Source organism: Leisingera thetidis, from assembly GCF_025857195.1.
In the GTDB taxonomy this organism is placed as follows: Bacteria; Pseudomonadota; Alphaproteobacteria; order Rhodobacterales; family Rhodobacteraceae; genus Leisingera; species Leisingera thetidis.
In genome coordinates, this window is sequence record NZ_CP109787.1 from 3,084,518 (window position 1) to 3,107,945 (window position 23,428).

Genomic DNA, 23,428 nt, shown 5'->3' on the forward strand with positions numbered 1-23,428 from the left:
ACTACATCTCCGGCGCCGCTGCTTGACCCGGCGGTTGCGTGCCCGCAGTGGCCGCTTTCCGTGTGATCCGGACGAGGATGAAAAGGAGGAACGACACTGCGACCGCGAGATAGACAAACTGGTGATGCAGGATCGCAAGCGACACGTCCACTGGCGCCCCTCTCACAGTCTGGTCGATCCGCAATGAAACGTAAGGAGTCGCCGGAAAGATGTTGCCCCACCAGATCGAGAAGGCGTTCATCGCCTCGCGCGGGAACGAGACCCCGAGATAGCCGAACGAGGGAGAGACAGTCAGTGCCAGGACTGACAGCGCCGGCGGTGGCGACCCGATAAAAAGCGCGGCAAGCGCTCCCAGGATTTGACAGGAAAGAAGAAAGACCAGCGCCGACAGAGCCAGGAGCCAGCCCGAACCGTCGAGGGGCAATCCGAAATACCCGAACATGATAATGTCGCACACAGCGTGAACCAGGCAAGCGACGATCGTCAGTGGCAAGAGTTTGCCCAGGACGGCCGGCACGATGCCGCCGCCCAGACGGCGCAGGATTCTCAGGCTGTGGGGCGTTTCGACGTCCAGCGCAACGCTGTAGCAGGTCGCGAGCGACGTCGTCAGTTGCAACACCGCGACCACAAGTGCGGCGAGCAGGAAGTGGCTGTAATCGAGTGCGGGATTGAACAGGCCATGGGCGTCCATCGCAACCGGCTGAACGGCAATCGCCGCCTCATCTGCGGACATGCCGCGTGCCATGCGCGACGCCGCCTGAACCTGCGCCGCGATCGAAGGCAGGGCCGACGAAACGCCGCGCGCCGAGAGGTTGCCGGCAACCATCATCTGCGTGTTGTAGAAAAACGTGATCTCGGGCCGGCGGCCAGCCATGGCGTCGCGCGTGAAGTTTTCCGGAACCAAGAGCAGTCCCTGGTAGCTGCCGGAAAGTATCCCGCGTTTCGCTTCCTCCAGATCGACGACTTTCGTCTTGATCCGGATGTCCGGCGCGGCATCGACGAGATGCACAATCTGGCGAGAGCCGGGGCTGTCATCCTGATCGAGCACGGCGATGGGAAGTTCCGTCGCGATGCCGCGCGCATAGACGCTCGCCAGGATCAAGAACATCGCAATCGGGATGATGCTTGCGAGCAGGACCAGAAACGGACGGCGGATGAGCCACCGGACTTCGCGCCTGAAGACGAGCCAGAATCCGGGTCGGACAGTTTTCCTCCTCATCGGCCTTAGCGTTCCGTCACCGGGACGCTCACGACCGCGCTCATACCGGGCCGCAACCCTTCCACCGGCTGGACAGGCTTGCCGCGAATTTCAAATGTGCGCAGGTCGAAATCGCCTGTCGCACGCGTGGCGCGCCATGCCGCGAACTGCCCCAGCACGTTCATCAAGGTAACGCGCGCCACGACCTCCCTGTCGGCCAGGGCTGGCACCCGCACCGTGCGGACATCGCCGATCTCGATGCCTTCGAGAAAATCTTCGCGCACATTGAACGTGAACCACAGATCATTCATATCGACGAGAGAGATCAGGGGGGCGCCCGGACTGAAGTTCTCGCCGATCTCGGCGACGCGCGTTGTCACGAGGCCGCCGACGGGTGCCTTGACCGAAAGCTCGCTGATCTGCGCTTGCACGGACTGCAGGGCCGCTTCGGCCTCTTCGACCCTCGCCCGGGCCAGTTGCCGATCCGCCTCGCTCGCCCCTTCTTTCGTCAGCTGCAGCGTCGCTTGCACAACGTCCCGCCGCTTCAGGGCGGAGTCGCGATTGCGCACTGCAACATCCAGCTGAGCTTGGGAGAAGGCGGGGGATTCGCGCAGCCTCTGCAAGCGTTCCAGTTCGTGCTCTCTCAGTCCCAGCTCGGCCTCGGCGGCTTCATGCTCCGCCTGCCGCGCGGCCACTTCCTCATCGCGCACGGTGATGATGCGCTCATAGTCGGCCCTGGCAACTTCGACGGTTGCCTTGCGAGTCTGCAGTGACGCCTGGAGTTCGGGAGATTCCAGCATCACCAGCAAATCGCCCTTCCCGACGGTGTCGCCGACATCTGCACCCAATTCCACGACGCGGCCCGAAACCCGCGCAGAGACATCGTAGCGATCGGCGGACACCTCTCCCTGAAGAATAATCGGATCGGGGCGCGTGGCGAACCACACCCCGAGACCGGCGATCGCCAACACGCCGATAAGGACCGTGAATTTCTTAGTTGAAGTACCTGCCATTGCTTCGCCTTCGCTATTTCAGCTCTGAACTCATTTCAGGAAAGTTGATCGTCAAACGGCTCTCGGCCATCCCGGACCCAAGGATAGGGCAGTCCGGCGATACGTGACTCAGAACGATGACTTTCATCCAACCCTATTGAACAGTCTGCAGCAGTAGGTCGCGGCGCCCTTGGCCCCATGTCGCAGAGACAGGGCTGATGACCACTGTATAAAAAGCTTCGGCTCATGATTTCGTGCGGGAGCATATGGTGTCGCTCAGCGTTTCCTGCATTAGTCACGTACCTGCGGATGCCTGGTACGAAGTTCAACCAGTATACTTTTGGTAACCTGACGGTTGCGCAAGAAACTACGCACAGAGCGGCTTCAGCAAATGAGCGGCAAAAGTTCGTGCGGCGCGGGGTGGTCGGCGTGACCGGCGCCATCCGCGTTGTCCCGCTTGAGTGTCAGCAGGTCATTAAAGAGGCCAGTTTTCATTCACAGCAATACAACCTCGCTCTCTGCTGGCAAAGTCACGACAGTTTCATACTTTTCCTCAATCAATTCACGCTTGATCTTCATCGTCGGTGTCAAGAACTCGTTTTCCACGGTCCATTCATCAGGCACGACGATGATCCGGCCCAACTGCTCGTGCCTCCCAAGCTGGGCATTGACCCTGTCCAGAGATTGGCTCAACGATTGCCGAATTTCATGCTCCGGGACGCCATCAGTGGTTTCATGTGACAGGACGGCAAGGGCAACGGGCTGAGGTAGGCCGCTGCCGACCACGCAGACCTGCTCAATATGCTCGTCCTCGAACAACAGGCTTTCGATTGGCACCGGTGCAATGTATTTCCCTTTGGCTGTCTTGAAGATATCCTTCACGCGCCCGGTGATCCGCAGGTATCCGTCACTGTCTATTTCGCCCTTGTCACCCGTGTGCAGCCATCCGTTCGACAAAACCTCTTCGGTTTTCGCAGGTTCCTTGTGATAGCAGGAAAACACCCCGTCCCCGCGCACAAGGATTTCGCCCTCGGCCGATATCTTGATTTCCGTTCCAGGAGTTGGGTCGCCAATCGTGCCCACCTTGTCGGAGCGATAGGGGTAGTTGACGGTCGAGGCCCCACCCGTCTCGGTCATGCCCCACCCTTCGCTTATGTTGATCCCCAGTCTTTCAAACCAATGCAGGATGGCCGGTGAAATCGGGGCCGAGCCGGAAATGCATATGCGGGCGTTCTGCAGGCCAAGCTGGGTCTTAATTTTCTTACGGACGACATTGCCCAAAACGGGAAGGCGCAGCAGGAGATCCAGTTTGCGTTGGGGCATTTTTCCCAAAACGCCCGAATGAAACTTCATCCAAAGACGCGGGACCGACTGGAAAACCGTCGGAGATGCATTCCGCACATCTTCGGCGAAGGTATCGAGGGAGTCCACAAACGAAACCGAAGCTCCATGGTACAGACTGCCATGTTCAATCACGCCCCGCTCGAACGCATGCGCCAGTGGCAGATACGAAATCAGGCGATCCTCGGGTCGCAGTTCCAGTTTCTCCATCGGAGCCTTGCCGCCATAGGCCATGTTGCGACAGGTCAATTCAACGCCCTTGGGTTTGCCGGTGGATCCGGACGTATAGACAATTGTCAAAAGATCGTTCAACGAAGCTCTCGCAACGGGCTGCAACGGATCATGCGACTTGATCAGATCCTGCCACCGGTGATCGCAATGCAAGGTTAGATAGGTCATTGCAATTGTGGTGATATCCTTGGGCAATCCTGACTTGACCAGAGTCATGTCATCCAGCTTGCCGATGAAAGCCACCTTGGATTCACTGTGTTCAAGGATATACCGGATCGTTTCCGACGATGCCGTCGGATAAACTGGCGCCGACACCAGCCCGGCGGCCTGGATCGCAAAATCTGCAATGAACCATTCAGCACTGTTCTTGGCGATGATGGCGACCCGGTCACCGGCTTCCAGCCCCATCGAGAGCAGAGCGCTAGCCATGCGACGTGTCTGATCCCAGACCGTTGCCCAGGTCATTTCGCGAATTTTTCCGTGTTCCGGCTGCCGCAGATAAACACTCTGAGGGCGTGTTCGCGCCCAGTGTTCCAACAAATCAATCGGGCATTTCAGGTCTGTAGCATTCATATCACGTCCTCCCCACGTGTTTGTTTCTTGGTTCCGCGCATCAAGCGGGTGTCAGGTCGGCGAAATCCATTCGCCGAGGACCTCTTTGGTATGTTCGCCCGGCTTGGGTGCAGGTCGATCCGGACGGTTCGGTACATTGCGAAATCTGGGTGACGGTGCCGGATGCAGTTGCCCATCGAACTCCACGAAGGTCTCCCGCGCTATATTGTGAGGATGCGACGGAGCCTCTCCCAGCGACAGAACCGGCGCGAAACACACGTCAGTGCCCTCCATGATTTCGCACCACTCGTCACGCGACTTGCCCTTGATCACGCGTGCCAGCTTGTCTTTCATGTCCGGCCATCTGGCCGGGTTCATCTGCGTGGCAAAAACGGGATCATCAGACAGGCCGGTTTTCTCCATCAGAACTGCAAAAAACTGTGGTTCGATTGACCCGATGCTGATGTATTTTCCGTCCGCACATTCATAGGTGTCATAGAAAGGCGCGGCGCCGTCGAGAAAGTTGGATCCGCGCTGATCCTGCCAACGCCCCATACCCTTGAGATCATGGAACATGGCCATCAAAAGTGCGCTGCCATCGCTCATCGCAGCGTCGATCACCTGCCCCTCACCTGTGGTTTTCGCGCGCAATATCCCGGCAAGCATTCCCATGGCGAGGAACATCGCACCACCGCCATAGTCCCCCACAAGATTCAGCGGAGGCGAAGGCGGAAACTCTGGTTGCCCCATCGCGCCCAACGCACCGGAAATCGCGATGTAGTTCAGGTCGTGCCCAGCCGCCTGCGATAGGGGGCCCTCCTGGCCCCATCCCGTCATGCGCCCGTATACCAACGCCGGGTTGCGCGCCAACGCCACGTCCGGGCCAAGGCCCATGCGTTCCATCACACCGGGACGAAACCCTTCGAACATGGCGTCAGCAGTTTCAATCAGTTTGAGCGCCGTCTCAACACCGTCAGCGCTTTTCAAGTCCAGCGCCACCGAACGGCGGCCACGTCCCGTGACCGGCCCAACGCCTTGAGGTGTTACGCCGGGACGGTCGATCCGCACCACGTCTGCCCCTAGGTCGGATAAAAGCATGCCGCAAAACGGGCCTGGCCCAATGCCAGCAAACTCCAGAATGCGAATGCCACTTAGCGGTTTCTCTTGCATCATGTCCTCCGTTCCAACCCCGGCAAATTGCAAAGGCACCTGCTAACGGAAGGGAAGCCATAGACCGAACTGCAAATCCAATCTATTTTACAGTGGCAATATCTAATTTAGGAATACGATGTTCACATCGACCAAGCTCCGGCAGATCGTTGCCATAGACAGGGCGGGATCGCTCTCCGCCGCATCAAAGGTTCTGAATGTCAGCCAGTCGACGCTCACCAAGGCCGTTGCCGACGTGGAACAGGACCTTGGTCTGGTAATCTTTCACCGCACCGCCCGTGGGGTGTCAGCAACGCCTGAAGGACGGGAGTTTTTAAATCGAGCCGAAAGGATCGTCGCTGATTTCGACATGCTGGTTGAGGATACCCGATCCCAGAAGGAACAGATCGACCAGTTTCTGCGGGTTGGCATTTCTCCGGCCTCGCAGGAAGGTCTTTTTAACCGCGCCATTGCTCATTTGTTGAAAACCAGCCCGGATATTTGCCTGAACTTGGTGGGCCTGCCGGTTGAGCGTGGGGTCCGGATGTTGAAGCGCGGAGACCTCGATCTGCTGTTTGCTCCAACTGAAGACTTGGCACGAGAGCCAGACTTTTCCGTCGAAGAGCTAGGCACATTCCATCCCCGGCTCTTTTGCCGCAGAGGGCATCCCATTCTGTCAGAACCACAGATTTCGCTGGAACTGATCGGACGATACCGAGTGGTCTCGCCTGATTATCATGTCGGTTATGCGCAGCGCTTCGCCGAGTTTCTGTTGCAGGGCGAGGTCGATCCACGTCGCGGGCTGCACATCATCGAAAACTTTGTCGTGACCCAAACGGCAGTCGCTGAATCCGACCTGATTGGCATTGTCAGCAGCACCTATGGCAGTACGCGCAGTTTCCAGAAGAACTTTGCGCTGCTTGATCTGGATGTCTTCCCTCCCCTGAATATGGGCGTTGCGCATCTGTCGCGCTGGCTGCCAAGCCGGGCCGTTCGCGCCTGTCTTGCCGCAGTTCGGAAATTCCCGCCTGATGCTGACGCCTGAAGACTTCTTCTGAGATATTCATTTTTTAGATATTAAGGTATTCATTTCGATTTGAGTAAGGGTGCGCCCGATGTTTCTCTTCCAGCCAAATGGACTGGAGGACTCCAATGTTGCACCGCACCCTCTTTGAACCGGAACACGACATGTTCCGCGAAGCGTTTCGCAAGTTCGTCGAAACCGAGATCACCCCACATCACGCGGCATGGGAGACTGACCAACATATCAGCCGGGATGCGTGGCGGAAGGCTGGCGAACAGGGTTTCCTATGCCCAACCATCCCCGAGGAATATGGTGGCGCAGGCGTGGACCGCCGGTTCAGCCTCATCATCCTCGAAGAACTCTACGGGGCGAACGCGAGCGGTCCCGGTTTCGCGCTGCATTCCGACATTGTCGCCCCTTACATCCGGAATTACGGCACCCCGGAGCAAAAGCAAACCTGGTTGCCGAAAATGGCCACGGGCGAGGTCATCGGCGCCATCGCTATGACTGAACCGGGTACGGGGTCTGACCTGCAGGGCATCAAGACACGGGCCGTGGCGGATGGTGACGAACTGGTTCTGGATGGTGAGAAGATCTTCATCACCAACGGTTTCATGGCCGATCTTGTTATCGTCGCCGCACAGGTTGTTGATCCGACCGTGGGTGGCGCACCGAAACTGTCACTGGTGCTTGTCGAAGCCGGCCGCGACGGGTTCACCAAGGAAAAACCGTTGAAGAAACTGGGCCAAAAAGCTCAGGACACCTGTATCCTGAACTTCTCAGGCGCACGCGTTCCCAAATCAAACGTCCTTGGCGGAGAAAAGGCCGTCGGTGGCGGGTTGATGATGCTGTTTGGTGAACTTGCCTGGGAACGGCTCATGATCGCCATCGGCGCAGTAGCAGGTGCCAAGTTCTGTTACGAACAGGCACTTAGCTACACCAAAGAGCGCCAGGCCTTTGGACGCCCCTTGGCCGAGTTTCAGGATGTGCGGTTCAAGCTCGCTGACATGAAGGTCAAAATCTCAGCGGGACAGGCCATGGTTGACCAATGCATGACCAATCTTGCCCTCGACAAACTGCGGGCCGAAGACGCCGCCGGCGCCAAACTCTGGTGCAGCGAAATGGCGTTTGAAGTGGCGGACTCAGCGCTGCAAATGCATGGCGGCTATGGTTACATGCAGGAATACCCGATCACTCGCGCCTTTGCCGACATTCGGGCGCATCGCATCTACGGTGGCGCCAACGAGATAATGAAAGAACTGATCTCGCGCAAGCTCTGATCGCCAAAAGAAAAACTCCGACACAAAGAGGTACTCTGATGTCTCAGGCATATATTTATGACGCAGTGAGAACGCCGAGGTCCAAAGGCAAAGCGGGCGGCACGCTGAACGAAGTCAAACCGGTCCGATTGGCCGCAGGGCTGTTGGAGGCTCTGCAGGAACGCCATGACCTCGACACCGCGAAGGTCGAGGACGTCATCCTGGGATGCGTCGCCCCCTTGATGGATCAGGGCTCGTGCATCGCCAAGGCCGCTGCGATGTCCGCCGGATGGGACGAGGCCGTGCCCGGTATGCAGCTTGACCGGTTTTGCGGATCGGGGCTTGAGGCGGTGAACATCGCCGCCGCCAAGGTCGGCTCGGGCCAGCAGGACCTGGTCGTTGCGGGCGGTCTGGAATCGATGAGCCGCGTGCCGCTCGGATCCTCCGGCGGCCCAATGCTCTTTGACCCGGAATTCGTCATCGAAAACAAGTCCGCCCCGCAGGGGATCGGCGCTGATCTGATCGCCACGATCGACGGATACAGCCGCGAAGATGTCGACGCCTTTGCCGTGGAAAGCCAGCGCCGTGCGGCGCATGCGCGGCACAATGGCTGGTTCGACCGCTCGGTCGTGCCGGTCCGGGATGAGTCCGGTCTGGTCATTCAGCAACGTGACGATTTCATCAAACCCGGCACCGATATGCAGAAGCTGGGGTCGCTGAAGGCCTCGTTCGCGCAGATGGGCGGCTTTGGTTTTGACGACATGGCGCTGGCGAAGTACCCCGAAGTACAGGCCATCAACCACGTCCACACGCCCGGCAACAGCTCGGGGATCGTTGACGGGGCATCGGCGGTCATGATCGGCTCGGAACAGGCAGGCAAGGATCTGGGGATGGAGCCGCGCGGGCGGATCGTCGCCTCAACCGTCATTGCCACCGACCCGGTCATCATGCTGGCCGGTCCGGGACCGGCGGCGCACAAGTGCCTGGAAAAGGCGGGACTGTCCGTCAAGGACATCGACATCTGGGAAATCAACGAAGCCTTCGCCTCGGTCGCCCTGCGCTACATGAAGGATCTGGGCATCGACCACGAGATCACAAACGTCAACGGCGGCGCGATCGCGTTGGGCCACCCGTTGGGCGCAACCGGCGGCATGCTGGTTTCCACCGTGCTGGACGAGCTTGAGCGGCGGGATGCCAAACGGGCAATGGTGTCGCTGTGCGTCGCCGGCGGCATGGGAATTTCCACGCTTATCGAGCGCGTTTGAGAAGGAAGAGTCACATGGGCGAATTTACATACGAAAAAGACGCAGACGGCATCGTGACCGTGACCATGAATATGGACGGTCCCGTGAACTCGATGAGCAAAGAGTTCGGGCCGCTCTATGCCGACATGGTGAACAAGCTTGAGGCCGAAGCGGGGCTGAATGGCGTCATTCTGACCTCGGGCAAAGAAACGTTCTTTGCCGGGGGTGACCTCAAGCGGCTGGTGGCGATCGAGCAGGATCAGCTGCAGGACGTGTTTGACGAGGTCGAGGGCATCAAGGCTGATATGCGCCGTCTGGAAAAGCTGCCGGTTCCGGTGGTCGCCGCGATCAACGGCGCGGCTTTGGGCGGCGGCTATGAGCTTTGCCTTGCATCAAACCACCGTATCGCCGCGGAAAACCCGAAATCCAAGATCGGCCTGCCCGAGGTCACGCTGGGCCTGTTGCCCGGTGGCGGCGGCGTTGTGCGCCTGACCTGGCTGCTGGGACTGGAAGCTGCGATGCCATTCCTGTTGGAAGGCAAGCAACTGGCCCCTGCCGCAGCCCTGAAGGCGGGGCTGGTGCAGGAAGTTGTCGAGGCTGACGCCCTGCTGACCCGCGCCCGCGAATGGATCCTCTCCGTTCAGGGCGACGAGACGGCGGCAAGGCAGCCCTGGGACACCGAGGGCTATTGCATTCCCGGAGGCGGGTCGAACTCGCCCAAATTGGCCCCCAAGATTGCGGGCGCTTCGGCGATGCTGTTCCAGAAAACGCGCGGTCTGCTGCCTGCGCCGGCCAGGATTCTGGACGTCATGGTCGAAGCCGGCAAGCTGGATTTCGACACGGCGCTGCGCTATGAAACCCGCCAGTTCTGCGCGCTGCTTGTGTTGCCCGAAGCGAAGAACATGATTTCGACCTTCTTCTTTGGTCTCAATCAGGTCAATGGCGGCGCCAGCCGACCCAAGGACATCCCGCGCAGCAAGGTGGGCAAGCTGGGCATTCTGGGTGCAGGAATGATGGGACAGGGGATCGCCTATTCCTCGGCCATGGCCGGCATTGAGGTCGTGTTAAAGGATATGACGCAAGAGGCTGCTGATCGCGGCAAAGCCTATACCGAGAAACTGCTGGCAAAACGTGTCCAGCGGGGCCGCATGGACGAGGCGAAAGCCGCCGAGGTTCTGGGCCGGATCAAAGCCAGCGCCGACATGGAAGACTTGCGCGGCTGCGACATGATTATCGAAGCTGTCTTTGAAAAGGTCGAAGTCAAGGACAAGGTGATCGCCGAGACCGAAGAGTATCTGGCCGAGAACGGGGTCTGGGGCTCGAACACCTCGACCCTGCCGATCACGCGGCTGGGGTCTAAAGCGCAGAACCCGAAGAACTTTGTGGGCCTGCACTTCTTCTCGCCAGTCGACAAGATGCCGCTGCTGGAGATCATCGCGGGCAAGGAAACCTCGGACGAGACGCAGGCGCGGGCGTTCGACTTTGCCCAGCAAATCCGCAAGACGCCGATTATCGTCGGGGACAAGACGGGTTTCTTCACCTCGCGCACGATCGGCACGAAGATCATCGAAAGTGTGCAACTGGTTGCCGAGGGGCATGATCCCCAGCGGGTGGACAACCTGTCCAGACTGATCGGGATGCCCACCGGGATGCTGTCGCTGCTGGACGAGGTGCAGATCAAGCTGGTGACGGACATCTATCGCACGCAGATCGAAATGGGCCTGCTGGACCCCGCCGAAGAACAAAACCCCGAGGCGCGGGCGATGCTGGCGGACATGCTTGACAATCACGACCGCCATGGCCGCGCGACCGGCAAGGGGTTCTACGACTACGCAGACGGCGGCAAGGCGATCTGGTCCGGCCTGTCCAAGTGGCGTAAGGATGATGCCGAGATTTCGGACCGGGACATTCAGGACCGCATCCTGTTCCGCCCGGTTCTGGAAAGCCTGCGGTGTCTCGAGGAGGGCGTTCTGCGCAGCGCCGCCGATGGCAATATCGGGTCGATCATGGGTATCGGAGCGCCGGTCCACACCGGGGGATACATACAGTATGTGAACACCTATGGCATGGATCAGTTCATCGCGCGCTGTGAGGAACTGGCCGGGAAGTACGGCCCGCGCTTCCAGCCCCCCGCAATCCTGCGCGAATACGCTGCGGAAGGGCGCATGTTCCAATAAGAGCGTCGGCGAGTACAGCTCCAATCTCCTTGGCCACTGTCGTGGCCAAGGAAGCACCAACGCGGGGATGCCAAGCCGTCTGGGCGTTGTGATCAGGCCAAGAAAAGCAAAACCCCGAGGGGTGGAGACGGGTCCGATGCGCTAATGACGGAGAGCTGTGTTTGTCGTCGGCTTTGCTCCCCTATCACGCAGCCTCCTGGAACAGTTTGTCGATGAAGGCGATCTCGTTGATCACCTTTGCATAGCTGTGCGCCTTGTCGGTGACGATTGTAAGCGGCTGATATCACCGAACGGTGTCTCGCGCTTGGCACAGAAATGCCCTTGCTGCCTTGGCATCCCGCCGCGCCGTCAGGCGGAAATCGATCAGCTGGCCGAACTGATCCACGGCCCTCCAAAGGTAACGCCAGCGCCCGCCCACACGAAGGTAGGCCTCATCGACATGCCATTGCAGTCCGCGCCAGGAGCGGTGCCGGGCTTGGGCCCGCTTCCGGTTTTCGGGACCAAACTTTCGCACCCATCGGTGAACCGTCGAGGCATCAACAGCAACACCCCGCTTGGCAAGCATATCCCGTACGTCCCGGTACGAAAGCGGGTAGCGGCAGTACCAGCGCACCGCCAGTAGGATGACCTCGCGCAGAAACCGGTGCCGCTTGAACGGATTGCGCCGGGACATCGCTCACTCCTCAGCTTCGGGCAACGATGTCTCTGACATCTCGATGGTTAATGCAACGGACTCCTATAGGACAAGTTCTCCGCGGCAACACCACAACTACGCACGCCATCAGAGCAGCAATAGAGCGATCGCAAGCTTCGAACTCGGAACTGAGCATTGAGCTTGGAATAGCGAGGTTCGAACGCGTCGATCAGTTTGGCCCAGTGCTCTATTGAAGTCTCGAGCGTACGCTCGAACCCGGCGAGTTGGGCGCTGGCATCAACGACAGCGATATTAATCGCAAAGCCATCCTGTGCAGCCTTGGCGCGCGCCGTGTCGATGACGGTGCGAATGATGTTCTGATGCATGGGATCGTCTCCTTGTCCTGCGGAGCGCCGCCCGCTTGCAAGGACCCACTTCGGACGTGACAGCCTTGTTGGAAAGGGGCGACCATGCGAGAGCGCAATTTATTCAGTGTTGCTGAACTTCGGCCGAAATTCTCAACATTTTCCACGCCGCATCGCGCATCCGGGCTTCGGTAAGTTCGCCTTTGGGACCGGTAATGGCGAGTGCAGCTCGAACCTCTCCCTGTTCCCTGACCGGGATCGAAACGCAGTGACGATCAGGCGTGAAGAATTCGAAGTCGAGTGCGAAGCCCAGACGGCGAACCTCCAATAATCGCGCGTCGGTCACTCCATCCTGCGACAGATCACGGCGATGCCGCACGCGTGTCTCCAACGCAGGCATGAAGGCAAGGAAGACAAGACCCACAGCCGTTCCTTCCAGTGGTTCCCGTCGGTCCACCGGCGAGTTCATGTCGTCAGCGCCCGGGCCGCACACATCAAGGTACAACGCTTGATCTCCGCTGGGAACCGCAAGATAGGAGGCAAATCCCGTCCACTCGGTGATCCGCACAAGCGCAGGCTGCAGCGATGCCCGCAAATGGTCGTCGTCGCCCGCGATCCGCGCAAGGTTGAGGATGCGCGCCCCGAGATAATAAGCACTATTACCGGAGCGGCGATGCAGGTAGCCGAGGTTCGAAAGCGTGCGAAGGATATTATGCACTGTGGTCATTTTAAGACCAGTGATGTCGGAAATCACGGCGAGCTGGGCACTGCCGCCCTGGCGGGCGATGACCTCAAGGATCACCGTGGCGCGTTCTACCGATTGAATGGTACTATCAGGCATAGGACCATATTCAGCAATGCTGGGCGTTTGTCACGCTCTTCCTGCCTCACAGCTCGGGGCGCGTGAACCATTCCATTGTGGCTATGGTGAGCATCGGATGCTGGCCTCAAAATAATCGCCCTGACCTACGGGGTCGCACGATGGCCCGTTGGCATCGCAGACCGCAGGCGAAACGGCCTCGGCTACGAAGATGAAACTGCGGCGCGCAGGCGTTCCGTCAGGTCGGCAATTTGATCGCGAAGCGCCCCGATATCCGTATCACCCCGGTCGACGGCTCGGGTGACGCAAAGACCGATGTCATGCGCCCTGTCCTCGAGACGCTTGCCCTTTTCCGTCAAGGTGACGGCCACGCGGCGTTCATCTTGAGAGCTGCGGCGGCGTTGAACCATGCCCGCGACCTCCATCCGTTTCAGCAACGGGGTGAGCGTGTTGGTTTCCAGGAACAGCACCTTCCCCAGTTCACCAACGGTCTGGCCGTCACGTTCCCACAGGGCAAGGAGAACCAGGTATTGCGGGTAGGTAAGCCCGAACTCCGCCAGCACCGGCCGATAAAGTCGTCCCATCGCGCTATTCAGTGAATAGATCGCAAAGCAGAACTGCTGATTCAGAGGCAGGGCATGTTTTGTCATCTTGTCGTCACACATAGATCGCAGGCGATATTATCGCAAGCGGTTGATCGATGCATAGCTACGCAATATATATCGCTCGCGATACAATCGCAGTCGATAAAAGGAACTCTCAATGTCTGTCTCCCCAATCTATACCGCCCATGGATCCGCAACCGGAGGCCGCGATGGCACAGCCAAGGTTGCCGGCACCGACCTGGTGCTGAACCTCGCCCCGCCGACCGAAATGGGCGGCAACGGCAATGGCTACAACCCCGAGCAGCTGTTCGCTGCGGGGTATTCCGCCTGCTACATCGGCGCGATGAAATTCGCGACCACCCAGGACGCTAGCCTGCCGAAGGTGCCCAGCGACGTGGAGGTCGAAACCGCTGTCGGCATCGGACCGCGCGACGCCGGGGGGTTTGGCCTGAAGGTCACGCTTGCCGTTTCGCTGCCCGGCGTCAACAAGGAAGCCGCCAAGCATCTAACCGACGCTGCTCACCAGCTTTGCCCCTATTCCAATTCAATCCGGGGCAACGTCGAGGTGACCACCGAAATCCGGTGACCACAGGCGGCGGCAAATCGTTTTAAAGGGAAATAGCCCCTCAAGCTTCGGCCGTAACATCTCGGTGCGGCCGAACTTCCTGGCGGGGGTCATGCTGCAGTTCGACCATGCCAAAGCCGTCGAAGGGACCGCCAGCACGGAAGTTGCGGCTGGCTCATCGCCCCCGGTTTCGCCTCGCGCGCCCCTCGCATCCTCTGGTCTGCCCCGCGCGGCCGCTTTAAGGGTAGACTGAGAACAAGGATGCACGTCTAACACCCGGTTGTGCAACGGTGCTCTGCCCCTGCAAAATCCAACTTTCGGTGACCCAAGCTTGGGGAGCAGCAAGAGTAGCCGAAAACTCTAGTTTCAGGCGGTCCACTTTCCAGGAGGCAAAGCATCTTCTGTCTTTGAAAGACCATGTGTCCAGAACCTAGCCGCTGTCTCCCATTTTGTTTTGCCTTATCAACACCTTGCTAATACGGACAGTTTCCCAGACATTGGCGAGCCTCAGCGGATCCTGTGCAATCATCTCATCGACCGCCTCTAGGTGCGGTGCTTCGAGCAGGAAGAAGCTACCGGTCATTGTTTCCTGATCCCCGATTGTGAGCGGCCCGGACAGCAGCACGGTCAGGCCGTGCGCGTCCGGTGCAGTATCCAGATAGGCGCGATGCGCAGCCAGGTGCGACAGGCGGCGCTCTACCGCATCCGGTTTATCGAGCGCATGGACAACGACATGCATGATTTACCTACCTGAAGAAAAGGCTCAGAGACGGGAAGAACATCAGGATCAGCGTCACGATTGACATCATGATCACAAAGGGGAACGTGCCGATGAAGATGTCTCCCAATGTCGTGTTACGGTCGGCGATTGTGGCCTTGACCACATAGACCGTCAGACCGAAAGGCGGGGTGAGAAGACCGATCTCGACTGCGATCACCGTGACAATGCCGAACCAGACCAGGTCCCCACCCAGTTCCGGAACAATGGGCAGCGCCAGTGGCAGAAGGATCAGCATGATCGAGGTGCTGTCCAGGATCATTCCCATCACGATGACGATCGCCACATAGACCAGCAGAAAACCATAAAGCCCCAGCCCGGCGCTGGTGAAAAGCGCAGTGACTTCTTGCGGTATGGTCGAAAGCGTCAGCATCCTTGAGTACATCGAGGCCGCGATGATCAGCATCAAAATAGAGACGGAAACAAGCCCCGTTTCCACCAGAACGTTCCAGAAGCGCCGCAAGGTCAGCTTGCGCCGGGCGAGGGCCACGCCGATGGCGGCGGCGGCACCTGCTGCTCCGGCTTCGGTCGGAGTGAAAATACCGGAGTAGATGCCGCCAAGAACTATCAGCACCAGGACTGCAATCGGTGTCAGCTTGGTCACTGCGCTGCCCCAGGTTTCACCCTCGATCACTGTGGGGCGTTCGGATTGCATAACCAGACGCGGCCGCAGGTGCGCCATCAGATAGATGCCTATGCCAAAGACTGCCGCGAGTAGTGCGCCGGGCACGATAGCTGCCAGGAACAGTGCGCCAACAGAGACCTCGGCCAACACGCCATAGATGATCAGCAGAAGGCTGGGGGGGATCAGCATTCCCAGCACCGAAGACCCCGCGACAACCCCCAGCGCAAAGCGGTTGTTGTAGCCGTTGGCGACCATCTGGGGGACTGCCACGCGGCTGAAAACCGCGGCAGAGGCAATCGAGATGCCCGTAATCGAGGCAAAGACCGCGTTGGCCGCGACTGTCGCCATTCCCAGCCCGCCCTTGATTTTCTGCAAAAGCCAGGCCGCGACGCGAAAGGCATCTTTGCCGATGTCGGCAGCATCCACAACCAGCCCCATCAAGACAAAAAGCGGGACGACGCCAAAGAGGTAGCGGTTGATTGCCCCGTCAGCTGCCAGCGCCAGGGAACGCATGGCCACATTCGGATTGTCGCGGATCAGCCAGATTCCAAGAAAGGAAAGCACGATCAGCGCGACGGCAATATGAGCGCCTGAAAAAATCAGAAGCAGCATGAAGGCAATTGCCACCAGACCTATCTGCACACGGCCAAGATCGGCTGAAAACAACAGATAGCCCAGGACCAGCAGGACAGCGAAAGCCGCAAAATAGCCCCAGCCCCGGGGCTGCACGGTCGGCGTGTGAAGGATCTTCAAGGGGGCAACGCGGCCGGAACCGGCCAGTGTTTTGATGTCGTGCAGCACCTGGATGGCAAAAGCCAGGCAGGTCAGAAGCGATCCGGCAAACAAACAGGCCTTGATCGGCCAAACCGGAGCCGTGAAAACGCCATGTGCGCCGAAAAACTCGTTCTCTATCCATGCATCGGCCAGTTTGGGCCAGGTGCCCGTGGCAATGACCGCAAACACGAAAATGCCGGCCATGTGGAAAACGATGCGGATCAGGGACGCCGCGAACGGGCGCTCCGCCTCCAGCCAGCCGATCAGGATATCCGTCCGGGTCATCCGGCCGCTCATCAAGGCGTGGGCGGCCTGCAGGAAAACGATGGCCACAATCGAGTTCGCCACGATTTCACTGACACCCTGCAATGGCGTGTTCAGGACAGTGCGGCCAAAGATATCTCCGCAAATCAGGAGCATCAGGCAGAAAATCCAGATGGAGGCCGCGCCGCTGACGAAACCCGTCAGCGACCGGACACCTGCTTCGGCACGGTCGGTAGTGTGCCGGAATTGCCGTTCAGAGATCATTTAACGTGCGTCCCAAGCGATCTTAGGTGTGATGCCTGCCGCGCGCACTTTTTTCATGTAGGCGGAAACAACCTCTTGCGCGCCTTTCGCAGCATTGGCCTCGGCCCATTCGCCGGCCAGGTTCGGCAGCCCTGTTTTCCAGGCCTTGATGTCAGCCTCGGGCAATTGGGTCACGGTAGCGCCAGCCTCGGGCAGTTTCGCCAAGAAGCTCTCGTAGCGGGCCATTACTTCTTCTGCATGGGCCACGGTGTATTCTTCGCCCAGTTCGGTCAGAACCTGCCGCACGTCATCCGACAGCCCATCCCAGACATCTTTGTTGATGCCAAACCCGCCGGTCATCTGCGCGCCGATCCCAACCAGGGTTACATAGGGTGCAACTTCGTAGTGCTTGTTTGGAAATGCGCCGGTGACGATGACAACGACACCGTCGGCAACTCCGGTCTGAATCTGGTTGTAATAGGTGGGGAGCGCTCCGTTGACCGGCACCGCGCCAACGGACTTGATCCAGCTCGCCGAGGGACCCGGCGCAATGATCTTGCGGCCGTCCAGGTCAGCAAGAGAGTTGACCGGAAAGTTGGTGAACAGGTGATAGGTCTCGACCCCGCTTGCCCCGAGGAAGACGATGTTCTGGTCGTCCCAGGCTTTCTGCAGTTGTGGCAGTTCGCGGTGGAGTTCGTTCATGATCTTGAGCGTGGCCACCAGATCGTCGCTCACGAAAGGCATGAAATAGGTCATGTTCTGGAGCGGCATCTTGGACCCTTCCCAAAGCGTGCCGACCCAGCCTGCGTCGGTAAGGCCGTCGCCAACTGCCTCAAGTGTGTCCTTGAAGCCATAAAGCGCTCCGCCATAGGATTCCGTCCATTCGATGCGGTCCTCTGATCCCATCGCTTCAAGGCGTGCATTGGATTGTTCCACTACGGTCGTGGAAAGCTGCCCCACCCAGGGCAGCACCTCGGGATGGCTTGACGACATGGTGAGGTTGAAGGTCTCGGCCTGGGCTCCGGCGGCCGTCAGGGCGAATGCAAGAGCTGCAATACTATGTTTCATGATTTCTCCTCCTGTTTTGAGCGGCTCGGACTTGGGTCTTTGCCTTTCACAGCGTTTCGCATACGGACTCGTAGCCGAGCCGGGGCAAGCGCCTGAAAATCTTGGATGTGTCGGCGTATCCGAGGTTCACGAGAAAGTTCGACTTGATCGAAGTGCCGTGGAAGAACTCCTCATCCACCTTGGCGTTGTCGAAACCTGACATGGCGCCCACATCCAGCCCCACGGCCCGGGCGGCCAGCATGAAATAAGCACCCTGCAAAGTGCCATTGCGGAAGGCGTTGACTTGTGCCGCCGTGGCGTTGTTGCGGAAGATATCGCTGGCTTCCGGGTTCGGGGGGAACAGTTTGGGAAGCTCTTCCCAGAAGTTCAGGTCATAGGCGACGATTGCCGTGACCGGAGCCGTGCGCATCTTGGGGCGGTTGCCCTCGAACAGGCAAGGCTCCAGCCGGTCCTTGGCGTCTTCCGAGCGGATGAAAAGCACCCGCATCGGCTGCTGGTTCATCGATGTTGGACCCATTTTCGCAATTTCATACAGTGCGCGCAGACTGTCGTCGCTGACGTCCCGGTCCTGCCAGCCATAATGGGTGCGGGCCTGGTGGAACAACAGCTGCAAGGTGGCTTCGTCTGCGGTCAGTGCGCGGTCCTGCAGAGCCTTGGCAGCAGTTCGGGCGGCATCATCCGCCGCAATCACGGGGTCTGTCATCAGTTTCTCCTTTGGAAAGGGGGGAGCCCTAGTATCTCGCGCGCTTGATCCGGGGTTGCCACCGGGCGGCCGTTCTCTGCGCAAATCCCGGCGGTGAGCCGCACCAGCGCAGCGTTTGAAGGCGCCAGTGTGCCGCGGTCGATGCGAACATTGTCCTCAAGCCCGGTGCGGGCATGGCCGCCTGCGGCTATGGACCATTTGTTGATCTTCAACTGCTCGCGCCCGATGCCCGCAGCGCACCAAGGGGCGCCGGGGAACAGGCGGTTCACGGTTTCGACATAGAAATCAAAAACGTGACGATCCGCCGGCATGGCGTTTTTCACACCCATGACGAATTGCACATATGGCGTGTCCGCGATCTCACCAGCAGCGTGCATCTCGGCAGCTTTCAATATGTGGCTGAGATCAAAGGCCTCGATCTCGGGTTTGATGCCATGGGTCTTCATTTCGCTGGCAAGCCATGCAACCAGATCCGGCGGATTCTCGTAGACGCGGGCCGGGAAGTTGTTGGAGCCAACCGAAAGCGATGCCATATCGGGACGCAAGGACAGCATGCCGCCCCGCGCCTGCCCGGCGCCGGAGCGCCCGCCGGTCGAGAACTGAATGATCATCCCGGGGCAATGCTTCTGCAGACCTTCCTGCAGGCGCGCGAACTTTTCCGGGTCGCTGGACGGCGTCTGATCGTCGTTGCGCACATGGGCATGGCAGATGGTGGCGCCGGTTTCAAAGGCTTCGTGGGTGCTTTCGATCTGTTCGCTGATGGTGACCGGTACTGCCGGGTTGTTCGCCTTGGTCGGCAGCGAGCCGGTGATCGCCACGCAGATGATACAGGGTTCCGCCATCTCTCAGGCTCCCTTCGGCGCCAGCACGAAATCGTGCTCGACATCATAGTAAACACCGTCAAAGCCGTTCTCGGCCTGCTTGGCCGGATCTTCGACCGGCACAAACTTGGCCATCAGGCTTTCTTTCACGCCAAAGACCGCATCCGAGTTGATGTAGGGATCGTCCGGGTCAAAAATATGCGTGGTCAGAGGGTCAAAGCCGTCTTTTGCGATGATGTAGTGGAAGTGCGCCGGGCGGAACGGGTGGCGTTCCAGCTTGTAGAGCAGCTTGCCGACCGGCCCGTCATCGGGGATCGGATAGAACTTGGGCTTCACGGCCTTGAACCAGTAACGCCCATCGGCACCGGTGGTGAATTTGCCTCTCAGGTTAAAGTCCGGCTGGATACCCTTCTGCTGCACGTCATAGAAACCCTCGTCATTTGCCTGCCAGACATCAACGGAAACGCCTTCCAGCGGGTTGCCCTCGACATCAAGAATGCGGCCATGCACAAGCATCGGCTCGCCCTTGCCGTCCAGGCAGATGTTCGTTCCCATTTCGAGTTCCGGCACTCCGTCAACATGGAATGGCCCGAGCACGGTATTCTCGGAGGCCCCGGTGGGGCGGCGCGAATTGATGGCGTCCACCAGCATTGAAATGCCCAAGGTGTCGCTCAGCAGAATGAATTCTTGCCGCCAGTCGTCGCACATGTGGCCGGTCTCGGTCAGGAACATGATGGCTTCCATCCATTCCTCACGGGTCGGTTCGATTTCTTTCACGGCAGCGTGAAGGTGCCGGATTATGACCGCCATAACCTCTTTCAGTCGCGGGTCAGTACATTTTTGCATGCGTCCAATCACGACTTCCGCGCTGTCGGCTTCGGTGAAAAATCCTTGTTCTTGGGCGTCCATTGGGTTGTCCTCCTTCTGGGGCGGGGCTGTGCCCCGGTCATTCGTTTGGCTTGCTTCCGGTGTGCCCGGGCAGGTCAGGTTCTTCCTTGGTCGCAAAGGCGAACCCCGGCCGCCGCCGCTGCCCTTCCATCCAGGCGCGCAAGGGATCCGGGATCGGGATCCCCAGCGACAGGCCCTGCATTCTGTTGAGGCCGATCGTCAGCGCGATATCGGCGAGAGAGAACTCAGGCCCTGCCATATAGGGAGACCTGGCGATCCGGCCCGCAGCGCGTTCGGTAAACGTCGCGGCCTTCTGAAGAGCCGCGCTGGCTGAAGGATCGTCGGGCGCAATCTTTTGGTCCCGCACGACATCCAGAAACAGCATTCTGATCGGCGGCCAGAAGACTAGGGCGAACCAGTCCAGCCAGCAGTCGACCTGCGCCATTGCGGTGGTGTCCGACCCGTAGAGCGCCCCACAGCGCCGTGCGAGGTGGCGCATGATTGCCTGGCTTTCGAACAGCACATGGTCTTCTTCCTGCCAGACAGGCACGGTGCCGTTCGGGTTCAGCGCAAGAAACCAGGCGGATTGATTGCCTCCATATTCGCCAGCCAGCGGGCGATGATCCAGACGAATACCCAACTCGGCGCACGTCCAGAGCACCTTCTGAACGTTGGTTGAGCTGCCCCGCCCCCAAAGTATCGGCAGATTGGTCATCGCCCCGTCCGCCTCAGTGTGCCAGGATTTTGGACATCACGCGGCGCAGGTCTGCCGCCGGATCTGCAGTCAGTGAATCCGTGCGCCAGGCGACGTGATGATCCGGGCGCACCAGAATACAACCGGTGTCCGAGACCTCACGGGCCCTTGCCCAGTCCCCGGTCAGATCCTCGATATCGCGACGCGGGCCAATCAGCCGGACATCCAGCGGAACGCCCAGTTCCTCGCCCACGTCGCGGGCTGCGGTTTCCCATGCCTCGCCGCCGATGCCGGTGAAGATCGTGAAGCGGCCCTTTCCGCACAAATCCAATGTCGAATGCTTTGCGCCGCTGCCGTGTTCGAACAGCCAGACATGCGGTATGCGCGCGCCAGGCCAGGTTGTCGGCTGGTAGTGCAACTCAGCATCCAGTTCAAAGGCAGGCTCAATCTGTCCGTCAGTCTCTATCGCATTCGACCGGTAGCGCTGGTTCATCTCGACCCCGTGGGCATCGAATTCGTACTTCTTGAACGCAATAGCTTCGCGGATTGCTTCGCGCTGCTTCTCGGCCGAGGGGGTGGCATCGCAACGCGCCACAAGGTTCTGCTGCATCACTTCCGGTTTCACGCCCTCGGTCATGCCCAGAGATTCAAAGATCGGACCGAATTCGCTGATCGACTGGTTGGCACGGGTGACGATCTGCTTGGCGACAGGCGCGCGTTCGGCGGTGTAGCTGTCCAGCAACCCTTCACTTGCCTGGCCCTTCAGAACCGCTGCCAGTTTCCAGGCCAGATTGAAACTGTCCTGGATCGACGTGTTTGACCCCAGGCCGTTAGACGGCGGGTGCCGGTGGGCCGCATCGCCCATGATAAACACACGTCCCTTCTGCATGTTGGTGGCGTATTTGTTGTTCACTGTCCAGGTGTTGGCCGAGATCAGCTCGATCTGGAGCTCCGGGTCGCCGATCAGCTGCCGCGCGACCTGGGTGGCCAGCGCCTCGTCCACTTCGGGCGCGGGCTGGCTGATGTCGTACCCCCAGACAATCAGCCATTCGTTCCAGGGCCGCACCATCCGCACCAGCCCCATGCCGATGCCGCCTACGTCCGCGCCAGGCTGCATCACCCAGTACAGGACGCTGGGACGGTGGGCGACATATTTGGACAGGTCCGCCTTGAACAGGATGTTCATCGACCCGCCCACACCCATTTCGCCTTCGAACGGCAAGCCGCAGTGTTCCGCAACCAGGGAATTGCCGCCGTCCGCACCGACAAGGTATTTCGACCGGATGGTGAATTCCGCGCCGGACAGGCGGTCGCGGCAGGTTGTCGTCACCCCTTCGTCATCCTGTGCGTGGCTCAGATATTCTGTCGACATGCGTGCTTGCGTTCCGCGCGCGCAGGCGGTCTTGAACAGCAGCGGCTCCATCATTGTTTGCGGCAGATCGTTCATCATGCAGGGTGATGACAGCTTGTGTTCGGCCTGAGAAAGCGGGTGGTTGCCCCAGGACTTCAAGCGGCCGATTTCCTCACCGGCAAGGCTCTCGCAGAACACATTTTCGCCCATCAATTCCTGCCCGGCGGCGAACATATAGGCTTCGTCTTCCACCTCGCGGCCCAGATCGCGAAGCACCTCCATCGTGCGCTGGTTGGTGATATGCGCCCGCGGTGTGTTGGCCAGCCAGCGATAGCGGTTAACGGCCATGTTCCCGATGCCGTAGCTCGACAAGAGCGCCGCCGTTGCAGAGCCCGCAGGGCCGGTTCCGATGATGAGAACATCGGTGGTGAACGTTGCCATGTCAGCTCCTCCTCTTTTTTGGGGTTATGTGTTCAGGACCGGGGATCCCAGAGACGGCCCTCAAAGCTATCCTCGTAGGCCTTGCCGCCCGGATAGCTGACCAGTTCCAGCTGCAGGCCCCAGGGCGCCATGAAGTAGACCCAGGTTTCGCCGGCGCTAGGCCCTTCGGTCATGGTTGTGGGCGCCCCCAAGACCTGGACATTCTGGTCTTGCAGATACGCGACCGCCGCCGCCATGTCGGTGGTGTAGAAGGCGATGTGATGGCCGCCGATGTCGGAATTGCGCGGCGGTACCGGGTTCTGGTCCGGTGCGGTGTATTGGAAGATCTCCAGATTGGCGCCGTTGCCGCAGCGGATTAGGCGCATGGCCGGAATCGTTGCCTTGGGATCCACGTTCAGATGATCCTGCATCCAGGCGCTGTCGCCGCCGGAAAACGGGCCCAGCGGATAAAACGCAGTGCAGCCCAGAACACCGGTAAAGAAGGTCACAGCCTGATCCAGGTCCGGCACGGTAATGCCGATGTGGTCGACCCCCGCCATGCCTGGCAGGCCGTTGGTGTCCGACGCATTGACCTGTCCGGCGGCCAATGATGCAGCAAGCAAAATAGAGGCGATACGCATCT

20 protein-coding genes and 2 pseudogenes are annotated in these 23,428 nt (G+C 59.6%); 6 read left to right on the forward strand and 16 right to left on the reverse strand.

From position 1 onward, the window contains the following. Position 1: 1 nt before the first annotated feature. The 4 genes from OKQ63_RS14815 to OKQ63_RS14830 all read right to left on the reverse strand — a co-directional run bounded on the left by OKQ63_RS14815 (position 2) and on the right by OKQ63_RS14830 (position 5,487). Positions 2 to 1,219 (reverse strand): ABC transporter permease, encoded by a 1,218-nt coding sequence (locus OKQ63_RS14815; RefSeq protein ID WP_264210824.1) that lies wholly within the window; start codon positions 1,217 to 1,219, stop codon positions 2 to 4. A 5-nt stretch (positions 1,220 to 1,224) separates the two neighbouring features. Beyond that, the gene (locus OKQ63_RS14820; RefSeq protein WP_264210825.1) at positions 1,225 to 2,211 is read right to left on the reverse strand and encodes an HlyD family secretion protein; all 987 of its coding nucleotides are present in this window, start codon (positions 2,209 to 2,211) and stop codon (positions 1,225 to 1,227) included. Between the two features lie 474 nt (positions 2,212 to 2,685). Then, entirely contained in the window at positions 2,686 to 4,335 is a 1,650-nt protein-coding gene (locus OKQ63_RS14825) for an AMP-binding protein (protein WP_264210826.1), read from the reverse strand. A 51-nt stretch (positions 4,336 to 4,386) separates the two neighbouring features. After that, positions 4,387 to 5,487 carry a CaiB/BaiF CoA transferase family protein gene (locus OKQ63_RS14830; protein ID WP_264210827.1) on the reverse strand — a complete coding sequence of 367 codons (1,101 nt, stop codon included), beginning with the start codon at positions 5,485 to 5,487 and terminating at the stop codon, positions 4,387 to 4,389. A gap of 115 nt (positions 5,488 to 5,602) precedes the next feature. Between OKQ63_RS14830 and OKQ63_RS14835 the strand changes: the two genes are divergently transcribed. The 4 genes from OKQ63_RS14835 (at position 5,603) to OKQ63_RS14850 (ending at position 11,167) form a co-directional block, all read left to right on the forward strand. Further along, entirely contained in the window at positions 5,603 to 6,508 is a 906-nt protein-coding gene (locus OKQ63_RS14835) for a LysR family transcriptional regulator (RefSeq protein WP_264210828.1), read from the forward strand. Between the two features lie 107 nt (positions 6,509 to 6,615). After that, positions 6,616 to 7,767 (forward strand): acyl-CoA dehydrogenase family protein, encoded by a 1,152-nt coding sequence (locus OKQ63_RS14840; RefSeq protein ID WP_264210829.1) that lies wholly within the window; start codon positions 6,616 to 6,618, stop codon positions 7,765 to 7,767. 38 nt (positions 7,768 to 7,805) lie between these two features. Next, positions 7,806 to 9,011: an acetyl-CoA C-acetyltransferase gene (locus OKQ63_RS14845; RefSeq protein WP_264210830.1), complete on the forward strand. Its 1,206-nt coding sequence runs from the start codon at positions 7,806 to 7,808 to the stop codon at positions 9,009 to 9,011. Positions 9,012 to 9,025: 14 nt separating this feature from the next. Further along, positions 9,026 to 11,167, forward strand: coding sequence for a 3-hydroxyacyl-CoA dehydrogenase NAD-binding domain-containing protein (locus OKQ63_RS14850; protein WP_264210831.1), 2,142 nt, complete (start codon positions 9,026 to 9,028; stop codon positions 11,165 to 11,167). A 220-nt stretch (positions 11,168 to 11,387) separates the two neighbouring features. Here OKQ63_RS14850 and OKQ63_RS14855 read toward each other — a convergent pair. Beyond that, positions 11,388 to 11,840 (reverse strand): annotated as a pseudogene (locus OKQ63_RS14855) (IS6 family transposase); the annotation flags it as partial. Between the two features lie 65 nt (positions 11,841 to 11,905). Here OKQ63_RS14855 and OKQ63_RS26250 point away from each other — a divergent pair. Next, positions 11,906 to 12,010, forward strand: a pseudogene (locus tag OKQ63_RS26250) (IS481 family transposase); the annotation flags it as partial. A 280-nt stretch (positions 12,011 to 12,290) separates the two neighbouring features. On the opposite strand, the gene OKQ63_RS14865 reads toward OKQ63_RS26250, so the two are convergent. After that, positions 12,291 to 13,007, reverse strand: coding sequence for an IclR family transcriptional regulator (locus OKQ63_RS14865; protein ID WP_264210834.1), 717 nt, complete (start codon positions 13,005 to 13,007; stop codon positions 12,291 to 12,293). Positions 13,008 to 13,189: 182 nt separating this feature from the next. Further along, positions 13,190 to 13,636, reverse strand: a complete 447-nt coding sequence (locus tag OKQ63_RS14870; protein WP_264210835.1) for a MarR family winged helix-turn-helix transcriptional regulator — start codon at positions 13,634 to 13,636, stop codon at positions 13,190 to 13,192. 112 nt (positions 13,637 to 13,748) lie between these two features. Between OKQ63_RS14870 and OKQ63_RS14875 the strand changes: the two genes are divergently transcribed. Next, positions 13,749 to 14,177, forward strand: a complete 429-nt coding sequence (locus OKQ63_RS14875) for an organic hydroperoxide resistance protein (protein WP_264210836.1) — start codon at positions 13,749 to 13,751, stop codon at positions 14,175 to 14,177. Between the two features lie 409 nt (positions 14,178 to 14,586). On the opposite strand, the gene OKQ63_RS14880 is transcribed toward OKQ63_RS14875, so the two are convergent. The 9 genes from OKQ63_RS14880 to OKQ63_RS14925 are packed head-to-tail and all read right to left on the reverse strand — an operon-like array spanning position 14,587 to position 23,426. After that, positions 14,587 to 14,895: a YciI family protein gene (locus OKQ63_RS14880; RefSeq protein WP_264210837.1), complete on the reverse strand. Its 309-nt coding sequence runs from the start codon at positions 14,893 to 14,895 to the stop codon at positions 14,587 to 14,589. Between the two features lie 7 nt (positions 14,896 to 14,902). Then, positions 14,903 to 16,861, reverse strand: coding sequence for a TRAP transporter large permease subunit (locus OKQ63_RS26145; protein ID WP_350356285.1), 1,959 nt, complete (start codon positions 16,859 to 16,861; stop codon positions 14,903 to 14,905). Beyond that, a complete protein-coding gene (locus tag OKQ63_RS14895) occupies positions 16,862 to 17,908 on the reverse strand; it encodes a C4-dicarboxylate TRAP transporter substrate-binding protein (protein ID WP_264210838.1) in 1,047 nt (348 codons plus the stop codon). It abuts the gene before it with no gap. Positions 17,909 to 17,954: 46 nt separating this feature from the next. Beyond that, a complete protein-coding gene (locus OKQ63_RS14900) occupies positions 17,955 to 18,611 on the reverse strand; it encodes a malonic semialdehyde reductase (RefSeq protein ID WP_222509332.1) in 657 nt (218 codons plus the stop codon). Further along, positions 18,611 to 19,453, reverse strand: a complete 843-nt coding sequence (locus OKQ63_RS14905; protein ID WP_264210839.1) for a 3-oxoadipate:acetyl-CoA acetyltransferase — start codon at positions 19,451 to 19,453, stop codon at positions 18,611 to 18,613. The genes OKQ63_RS14900 and OKQ63_RS14905 overlap by 1 nt, the downstream gene beginning before the upstream one ends. 3 nt (positions 19,454 to 19,456) lie before the next feature. After that, positions 19,457 to 20,341, reverse strand: coding sequence for an intradiol ring-cleavage dioxygenase (locus tag OKQ63_RS14910; protein ID WP_264210840.1), 885 nt, complete (start codon positions 20,339 to 20,341; stop codon positions 19,457 to 19,459). A gap of 37 nt (positions 20,342 to 20,378) precedes the next feature. Next, positions 20,379 to 21,035, reverse strand: a complete 657-nt coding sequence (locus OKQ63_RS14915) for a glutathione S-transferase family protein (protein WP_264210841.1) — start codon at positions 21,033 to 21,035, stop codon at positions 20,379 to 20,381. A 13-nt stretch (positions 21,036 to 21,048) separates the two neighbouring features. Next, positions 21,049 to 22,806: an FAD-dependent oxidoreductase gene (locus OKQ63_RS14920; protein ID WP_264210842.1), complete on the reverse strand. Its 1,758-nt coding sequence runs from the start codon at positions 22,804 to 22,806 to the stop codon at positions 21,049 to 21,051. 32 nt (positions 22,807 to 22,838) lie between these two features. Then, entirely contained in the window at positions 22,839 to 23,426 is a 588-nt protein-coding gene (locus OKQ63_RS14925; RefSeq protein ID WP_264210843.1) for a VOC family protein, read from the reverse strand. Positions 23,427 to 23,428: the final 2 nt, after the last annotated feature.

Bases quoted from the DNA above. Each gene is read 5' to 3' on its own strand.
- OKQ63_RS14815 (WP_264210824.1), bottom strand. From the start codon at position 1,219: ATGAGGAGGAAAACTGTCCGACCCGGATTCTGGCTCGTCTTCAGGCGC.
- OKQ63_RS14820 (WP_264210825.1), bottom strand. From the start codon at position 2,211: ATGGCAGGTACTTCAACTAAGAAATTCACGGTCCTTATCGGCGTGTTG.
- OKQ63_RS14825 (WP_264210826.1), bottom strand. From the start codon at position 4,335: ATGAATGCTACAGACCTGAAATGCCCGATTGATTTGTTGGAACACTGG.
- OKQ63_RS14830 (WP_264210827.1), bottom strand. From the start codon at position 5,487: ATGATGCAAGAGAAACCGCTAAGTGGCATTCGCATTCTGGAGTTTGCT.
- OKQ63_RS14835 (WP_264210828.1), top strand. From the start codon at position 5,603: ATGTTCACATCGACCAAGCTCCGGCAGATCGTTGCCATAGACAGGGCG.
- OKQ63_RS14840 (WP_264210829.1), top strand. From the start codon at position 6,616: ATGTTGCACCGCACCCTCTTTGAACCGGAACACGACATGTTCCGCGAA.
- OKQ63_RS14845 (WP_264210830.1), top strand. From the start codon at position 7,806: ATGTCTCAGGCATATATTTATGACGCAGTGAGAACGCCGAGGTCCAAA.
- OKQ63_RS14850 (WP_264210831.1), top strand. From the start codon at position 9,026: ATGGGCGAATTTACATACGAAAAAGACGCAGACGGCATCGTGACCGTG.
- OKQ63_RS14865 (WP_264210834.1), bottom strand. From the start codon at position 13,007: ATGCCTGATAGTACCATTCAATCGGTAGAACGCGCCACGGTGATCCTT.
- OKQ63_RS14870 (WP_264210835.1), bottom strand. From the start codon at position 13,636: ATGACAAAACATGCCCTGCCTCTGAATCAGCAGTTCTGCTTTGCGATC.
- OKQ63_RS14875 (WP_264210836.1), top strand. From the start codon at position 13,749: ATGTCTGTCTCCCCAATCTATACCGCCCATGGATCCGCAACCGGAGGC.
- OKQ63_RS14880 (WP_264210837.1), bottom strand. From the start codon at position 14,895: ATGCATGTCGTTGTCCATGCGCTCGATAAACCGGATGCGGTAGAGCGC.
- OKQ63_RS26145 (WP_350356285.1), bottom strand. From the start codon at position 16,861: ATGATCTCTGAACGGCAATTCCGGCACACTACCGACCGTGCCGAAGCA.
- OKQ63_RS14895 (WP_264210838.1), bottom strand. From the start codon at position 17,908: ATGAAACATAGTATTGCAGCTCTTGCATTCGCCCTGACGGCCGCCGGA.
- OKQ63_RS14900 (WP_222509332.1), bottom strand. From the start codon at position 18,611: ATGACAGACCCCGTGATTGCGGCGGATGATGCCGCCCGAACTGCTGCC.
- OKQ63_RS14905 (WP_264210839.1), bottom strand. From the start codon at position 19,453: ATGGCGGAACCCTGTATCATCTGCGTGGCGATCACCGGCTCGCTGCCG.
- OKQ63_RS14910 (WP_264210840.1), bottom strand. From the start codon at position 20,341: ATGGACGCCCAAGAACAAGGATTTTTCACCGAAGCCGACAGCGCGGAA.
- OKQ63_RS14915 (WP_264210841.1), bottom strand. From the start codon at position 21,035: ATGACCAATCTGCCGATACTTTGGGGGCGGGGCAGCTCAACCAACGTT.
- OKQ63_RS14920 (WP_264210842.1), bottom strand. From the start codon at position 22,806: ATGGCAACGTTCACCACCGATGTTCTCATCATCGGAACCGGCCCTGCG.
- OKQ63_RS14925 (WP_264210843.1), bottom strand. From the start codon at position 23,426: ATGCGTATCGCCTCTATTTTGCTTGCTGCATCATTGGCCGCCGGACAG.